General features: G+C 53.8%; 6 protein-coding genes. 2 read left to right on the top strand and 4 right to left on the bottom strand.

What is annotated here, in order from left to right; translation table 11 throughout:
- Positions 1-446, bottom strand: a 446-nt coding sequence (locus ABJD00_RS07510) for an IS6 family transposase (protein WP_413858170.1), incomplete at its 3' end; no start/stop codon positions are given.
- On the opposite strand from ABJD00_RS07510, the gene ABJD00_RS07505 reads away from it, so the two are divergent.
- Both ABJD00_RS07505 and ABJD00_RS07500 read left to right on the top strand, forming a co-directional pair.
- Positions 397-942 carry a recombinase family protein gene (locus tag ABJD00_RS07505; protein WP_413831569.1) on the top strand — a complete coding sequence of 182 codons (546 nt, stop codon included), beginning with the start codon at positions 397-399 and terminating at the stop codon, positions 940-942. The two genes, ABJD00_RS07510 and ABJD00_RS07505, sit on opposite strands and share 50 nt — an antisense overlap.
- A 95-nt stretch (positions 943-1,037) precedes the next feature.
- Entirely contained in the window at positions 1,038-1,496 is a 459-nt protein-coding gene (locus tag ABJD00_RS07500; RefSeq protein ID WP_413831567.1) for a hypothetical protein, read from the top strand.
- Positions 1,497-1,888: 392 nt separating this feature from the next.
- Here ABJD00_RS07500 and ABJD00_RS07495 read toward each other — a convergent pair whose 3' ends face one another.
- The 3 genes from ABJD00_RS07495 to ABJD00_RS07485 form a co-directional block, all read right to left on the bottom strand.
- Positions 1,889-2,554 carry a VPLPA-CTERM sorting domain-containing protein gene (locus ABJD00_RS07495; protein ID WP_413831565.1) on the bottom strand — a complete coding sequence of 222 codons (666 nt, stop codon included), beginning with the start codon at positions 2,552-2,554 and terminating at the stop codon, positions 1,889-1,891.
- Positions 2,555-3,078: 524 nt separating this feature from the next.
- Entirely contained in the window at positions 3,079-3,663 is a 585-nt protein-coding gene (locus ABJD00_RS07490; RefSeq protein WP_413831563.1) for a hypothetical protein, read from the bottom strand.
- Complete coding sequence (locus tag ABJD00_RS07485; RefSeq protein ID WP_413831561.1) at positions 3,660-5,201, bottom strand: hypothetical protein; 1,542 nt, start codon at positions 5,199-5,201, stop codon at positions 3,660-3,662. The genes ABJD00_RS07490 and ABJD00_RS07485 overlap by 4 nt, the downstream gene beginning before the upstream one ends.
- Between the last annotated feature and the right edge of the window lie 799 nt (positions 5,202-6,000).

The following is a 6,000-nucleotide window of genomic DNA, read 5'->3' as shown; positions in this document are numbered from 1 at the left end:
AACGCCGCGCCGTAGGAGCCCAGTAGATCCGTGACGAATACATCTGGACAACCATGCTTACGCATTGCTTTCTTTAAGAATTGCAACGCAGCCTTCTTGTCTCGCGTCTTCGTGACGAAGCTCTCGAGGACTTCGCCCTCGTGGTCCACGGCGCGCCAAAGATAGTGTCTCTCGCCGTTGATCTTCACGAACATCTCGTCCAGGTGCCAACGCCACTTGCTTGATTTCATGCCGTCGATCCGGCGCTTTCGGATCTCCGCAGCAAACACCGGGCCAAACCTATTCCACCAATAACGGACAGTTTCGTGCCTGACATCGATCCCCCGTTCGTAAAGCAGGTCTTCGACATTCCGCAGCGAAAGTGGAAACCGAACGTACAGCATCACTGCAAGACGAATGATCTCGGGATTGGTTTTGAAGTATTTGAATGAGGCGGGTTTGGTCATGGAAGAAAGCTATGCGACCGCCCTACCCTGCTCAAGCCAAGTTATTCTGACAAGACCCTATGACGAACTAAGCTGCCTGAATGCCGTCATGCACAAAGCCAACGAGTTGGGCTTGCGGTCCAAATTGCACCGCTTCAAATCTGGGCGGGTCCAGGGGGACAATCCATTCTCACGCGGCCACATCTACGCACTGCTCCGCAACCCGATCTACATCGGCAAAATCCGACATAAAGCAAAGGTCTGGGACGGTCAGCATGACGCCATCATCGACATCGAACTATGGGACCGAATTCAAGACAAATTGCAGGCCGCCAGCGCACGGCCAAGATCAAGGAGTGGGTCTGAGAACAGTCGCACCAGGAACGGCACGGCACCGCTAACAGGCAAACTTCGGGACGAGACCGGCGATCGATTGCCCCCAACGCACACGAGACGTCATGGTCGGCGGCTTGGGGCGGGGTCAGAAGTGCGCCGAACGCTGGGAGACCGACCCTAACCCAACAAGTTTTCTCAAATCAGAAATACCACATACTGCATGGTGTAGTATGACAGCTAGAACAGGCCGCAACCGCAGCCAGAAAGAGGGATCAAATGGGCAGACGCACAGGATCAAACGAGGCCCGTCGCCGTATCGAGGCGTTCGCGCAAATCGACATGCGGGTCGAACCGCCTGCCAACGCAAACCTATCGCCAGACGAGCGTGAGATATTCGACGACCTGACCCGCGCCCGAGAACCCACGGCATGGCTGCCGCACGAGGTGTTGACCCTCGCCGACATCGCCCGACTGCGCGCCAAGATGGCCCAACTATGGCACGCGGCAGAGTTGCTAGGGTTCACCCAGACGACAGCCAGCGGCAAGGGCTGCATTAGCGCGGAACTTGAGGCCTACGCAAAATTGGATGCCATGCAGATGACAAAGGCGCGCTTTCTGAAACTCGGATCATTGGTCGATCCCAAAACCCTGCTTAACAGCGCCAAGGTCTACGATGAGGCCCGCCAGATCGAGCAGGTGGCAGAGGTGGACCCCGACACTGTCCTGCTGGCCTAGGCTCCGGACCTGTTAAACGACCAGAAGCAGTCGTTCATTGCGTAGTGCACGAATGACCGCTCTGCGGACGAAGCAGCCTGATGCTGATGCAGAAAACTTCGCCGCCTCGCATCCACCAAATCTTGGAGCTGGTCGCGGCAGTGCAGCGTGATGTCCCGAAAGCGGACATTCAACGTGGCTAAAAACCGCAAAACCCAAAGCTGCCGTTCGCTGCGAACCTGTCGGACGTCTGAGTTGCGGACAATGAAGACTTTGGGTGCGGCTGCGCCAAGGTCAGCTTCCAGCGATTTCACTTAGACAAGCAAAAAGAGCATCGGCGCAGACCGACACCCCTTCTGCAGTATCTCGTACGTTGGAGCGCTTGGTTCCAAGGTGGTCATCAGGGCGTAAACCTATGCGGCGCGTTTTTTCCGGCGCAGTAGGCCAGCAGCACCGGCCAAGCCAGAGAGAAGAAGCAATCCACCTGCAGGCAGTGGAACCGCGGTCAACGACACGTTATCAATCAGGCCACCGAGCGTTTCATCGCCACCGGTCGCCGCAAACAGGAGCTCATACGTGCCGCCCACGTCAATTTTGACGGTTTCCTCAATTAGCGTCCATTCACCAAAGCTGAAATCGTCGTTGGGGCCGGATGCGGACCCGCTCACGCCGGCAATGCTGTAATCAATACCGTTGGTATCGGTTCCGATAGAGTTCACGCGGGGCGAATAGAAGAACGACAGCAAGTAGTTCCCAGCGCTCAGAAAAATGTCCTGCCCGATCACCGAATTGGACGACCCGGTGGACGCACCACCATTGCCGTTGTGGCTGTCAAGCTCAACGTATTTCGTGCCCCAGAGCGTATCTAGAACGCCGCCGACAGAATTTGTTTGGATTTCGACGCCTGCGCCGGACTGGACTTCCCAACCACTCAATTCCGTCCCCTGAAACACTCGCCAGCTTCCATTGAAGTCTGGAGTATCTTCGAAACTGCCGTTATCGACGAGGTTCACGGTCGAAGCTTGAGCAGCCGCTCCAAAGCTTGCAGCTGCAATAGCTGCGATAATCAAGGTTTTCATAAAACTAGTCCTCATTACAGGGCAAGGCCCGTCACACTTCTGCCTTGTTTTAGACTTGATGTCCGTAAGTCACAACCAAAAATTCTGATCAGCCCCTGCAGAGTGGTCCAGTTTGATGTTTGTGCATGTTAGCGGCCTTGATCTATGACAACATGAAAACCCTTGGCGACAAGGCTGCTTTGGGCTCAATGCCGTCGTAGTGGGCCCCGTAGTCCAACGACCGCTTCAAACAGCCGAATGTCCGAGCATCGGGCCACGCGGTTGAAAGTGTTGATTTTCCTGTGCTTCAGGAATGGCTGCTTATGGAGCGCAGTCCAAGCTTACCTCGCTGCGCCGCCGCATGTCCGCTCTGAGCCCGAAGCAGACGTTAATGCACAAAGCAGGGAATGACGGTTCCAAGCCCAGAACGGACATAGCCCTTTTGAGGCATCGGCAGCTCTCACCGTCGCTTAAGTTCTGTACTTAGATATGATACGAAAACGAGGCTGGGGTCGCCAATTAGCCCAAAATGAGAGAAAGTAGTCTCATCTGGTTTGGGAAAAAAGCTGCGTCAGGGTTGACTGGTCTGGCAGCCCTGTCGGCTCAACGCCAATGGACAGCTGGTAGTCTTTCAAACCGTCGAGCGGTTCGTCATCTGAACCAAATCCCTTTTCTTTGAGCGACGCGCGCATACGTTCAATAACAGACTGATATTGAACCACCACTTTTTCGCCGACTCGAAGGGACGTTTTGTCTTCGTGTGACGCAATGCGCCAAGGCATTAGAAATGCTGTGTACTGCACCATTCCTTCGGCTAGGCTTGCCTCTGGGTTGCCCTCGCAGAACTGTCTGATTTGCAGCAAAGACAATTCCAAGGTCTGCCACGGCGTAATGTCAAAAGTATCAGATGCAAGCGCGTTTGACGCACTGAGGTAACCGGAAACATACCCGGCTGAGATCGCGTACTCCCGAGAGTCCTGAGCCAGAGATAGGAAGGACGAACACTTTTGACGGCCTGGACCTTCGACTGAATAACGTCCATCCGAATCTGCGGCGAAGCCCGGTGTGACCGCAACTAAAAAGGCGACCACGAGGGCCGCCTTTCCGCAGAGACGTGAGGCATGCGTCATGCTTGCTTCCGACGACGGCGAAGTGCTGCCAGACCACCAAGGCCCGTCAGAAGCATCAGAGCCGGCATGGGCAGGGGCACCGGTGCCAATTGATCATCATCCGGTATGAAGGTGGTAATCGGCGTCTGCGAGATATTGAAAAGACCCGCCGTGGTTTCGAAACCCAGACCCGTTTGGAATACCAAACCGTTTTCCGGATCCAACATCAGGGCTTCGGAAATGCCCGTCAGCTCAAAAATGCCAACACGTTCATCGAACGACACTGTTTGACCGGGCAGAATCGAATAGGTTGGGCGCGTACCAACATCGGGCAACTCAACCAGATTACCATCATCATCAACGATATGAGTGACGGTCAGTGTGTACCCGTCCGCGTCATCCACAAAGTCGAGACTCGGGGCTTGAACCGCAGTGAAAACAGCATTTTGCTCGACATCAGCGATGGTCTGGGTTGCTTGATAAACATAGCCCGTTGCAATGTCGGGGTCGATCCAGACAATACCTTCGTCGTTGATGAGTTGTTCGATGGCGACCTCAAACGTGAAGCCGCCGTCCTCTGACGGTTCTGCGTCAGGCAGAAGCGCGGATTGTTCGGAAGCACCACTGGTTTCGGTGGTGAGCGAAGCAAGTGCGCCTTCAATTTCGAGTGTCCCGAGAGGCACGTAACCGTTCACTTCATCGAAACCCCAGCGTCGCTCTTCCAGAATAAATTGCGACGTCAAGTCATAGTTTTCGTTTTCCAGTGAATCGAGAAGGTTGCCCTCGCCTTCGTCCGAAAACACGGTTTCAAACCAGTTTGTGTCACCGACAAAGACGGTAGCAAAGAGCCCGATACTGTCCGGACCACTTTCACCTTCTTCAATACCTGCAATGACCAAAATATCGTTTTCTTGAAGCAGATTATCATTTTCAAAGGTGCCGGTAGAGTTTAGCGCAACGGCAGCAGTTGTACGAACCAATGCTCCTTCGCCGGAATTTGTTGTAAACAAGGAGCCGAGCGAGTTGGTTTCAAAAAGTGTGTTGATAATATCTGAGTCGAGCAGGCTGAAGTTCTCGCCGACGACGTCGTCATTGATGTTTTCAGAAACATTTGCGAACCCGAAATCATCACTGTCCAGGACAAATCGCGCTGTGATCTCGTCAAATTCCCAAACGTTCTCAGGCAAGACCCATTTATTGATGAAGTTGTCACCCGCGTATGGATCGTTGGCTCCTGCCGAGTAAATCGGAACGGGCGTACCCGAGTTGTTCTCTCCGTTCCACTCAGCCCCGCCATATGGCAAGCCGTCAACGAAGATTTCTTCGCGCAGCTCGCGTTCAGCGGCACCGTCGACATAGTCTGTGTCACCCGGACCAGTGCCCGTTTGCGGGGACATGAAACCACCGCTGATATCATTTGCAAAAGTGTTTTCGGCCGGTTCCTCAGGAGCGAACGAAAACGCGGTTACATCGAAAGTGGCAATTAGGTCTACTGGGGCGGCGTATGCAGTTGGAGCCCCAACTATTGTCGCCACAAGAGCGGTATAAATCGGTTTCATAATCGTCCTTCTCTAATCTTACCATTTAACAGGGCCGATTTTCTCAGAATATTCGGAAATCTCTGTACTTCACATCTGTATATTGCAACCTGTAGGCCTCTGTCAAAGAACAATTTTTACTGTTTCCAATACCCGTCCAAACTGTTTCCACCGAGGTGGTTTTTTGCATTTTTTTGCACGTCTGTGGATTGCCAATGAGGGTTTCTTTGCATGTATAGCTTGTGGCATCGCGACACAGCGACCGGGTAGGCATTGATGCGGTTTCAGCCTTGGTTGAATTTCCTCATTCATGGCAGATTTTGATATCTTGAAGGAACTTCAACTGAACAGACTTCGAAGCGGATATTGGCGTGTGTGCAACCGGAGGCGGCTAAGTCCGCAAGGCGGTCGCAGGTGCAATCCAAGGCGAACGGCGGCTTCGTCCGCAACTCGGTCATAGACCCCTCGAAATTCCCTGCGGTCGAGACCAATGTCTGCTTTTCTTGCTGCTATGCAGCGCGTAGCCAAGGCGCTCAGCTTGCTGCACATGCGAAAGGCGCGATTTCCTTCCGTCCGCTTTGGGCTCTAACCAGACGTTCGCTACGGAGCGCCCAAGGTCCGCTTTGCCGCCAATCATCAGCTTTTGGCCTTCTAGGTCCAGAGCCTAGCGATCTCTGAAATTGAAAAGCCCCCGACAGCAGCATGACGCCGGGGGCTTGGTTGCGTCTTCGCGCTGGACACAAGTTTGGGAGCCTGCAAAAACGGCTGATCAGCTTGCGAATCCTAGCACTTTTCAGATTGGCGGGTAAGATTATTGACC

The organism is Tateyamaria sp. (genome assembly GCF_039945315.1).
Taxonomy (GTDB): domain Bacteria; phylum Pseudomonadota; class Alphaproteobacteria; order Rhodobacterales; family Rhodobacteraceae; genus Tateyamaria.
This window is presented reverse-complemented; position numbering and strand designations above follow the sequence as displayed.

What these genes read in the sequence shown, in the direction of transcription:
- ABJD00_RS07505 (WP_413831569.1), top strand. Translation starts at nt 397, where the DNA reads ATGATCTCGGGATTGGTTTTGAAGTATTTGAATGAGGCGGGTTTGGTC.
- ABJD00_RS07490 (WP_413831563.1), bottom strand. Translation starts at nt 3,663, where the DNA reads ATGACGCATGCCTCACGTCTCTGCGGAAAGGCGGCCCTCGTGGTCGCC.
- ABJD00_RS07495 (WP_413831565.1), bottom strand. Translation starts at nt 2,554, where the DNA reads ATGAAAACCTTGATTATCGCAGCTATTGCAGCTGCAAGCTTTGGAGCG.
- ABJD00_RS07500 (WP_413831567.1), top strand. Translation starts at nt 1,038, where the DNA reads ATGGGCAGACGCACAGGATCAAACGAGGCCCGTCGCCGTATCGAGGCG.
- ABJD00_RS07485 (WP_413831561.1), bottom strand. Translation starts at nt 5,201, where the DNA reads ATGAAACCGATTTATACCGCTCTTGTGGCGACAATAGTTGGGGCTCCA.